The sequence below is a fragment of the Dellaglioa sp. CoH-55-MRSF-8 genome, assembly GCF_056782195.1.
Genome location: NZ_JBXAYH010000101.1, coordinates 1 through 383, shown reverse-complemented (window position 1 = coordinate 383; position 383 = coordinate 1). Strand labels below are relative to the sequence as shown.

The window sequence follows — 383 nt, the reverse complement described above, 5'->3', positions numbered from 1 at the left end:
AAATAACCACGACCGGCCTTGATTTCTCGGATTTCTCCGTCAACAAGTGGCTTCGTGCTCATTCCATCTCCTTTGAGACAAGCATGAACAGCAGATCATCCACGCGACGGACTGCCCCGATCTCGTCAGTCTGCAAGTCACCGGTCTTCACTTCCTCGATAACGGTGTCGAAGATGCGCCGAATTTCACCGGTCCGCACCATCTGCCCCATCTCGAATCCAAACTTCAAAAGACGGCGACCCAGCTGCGATTTTGCAGCGGGCTCCGTGTCCGCCACCTCGAACGCTTCCACCCAGTCATCGAATTTCATTCGTCCTCCCCATCAAGGCTCTCGTACCTGCGTTCCAACCGGTCCAGCGCCGAGCACCAGTCCGGCCCAAGTG

Annotated in this window: 1 protein-coding gene; it reads right to left on the bottom strand. The window is 56.4% G+C overall.

Features of this window, described 5'->3' with window-relative positions; genetic code table 11:
- Nucleotides 1-58: 58 nt before the first annotated feature.
- A complete protein-coding gene (locus AC1RPW_RS08085; protein WP_251213468.1) occupies nucleotides 59-310 on the bottom strand; it encodes a hypothetical protein in 252 nt (83 codons plus the stop codon).
- Between the last annotated feature and the right edge of the window lie 73 nt (nucleotides 311-383).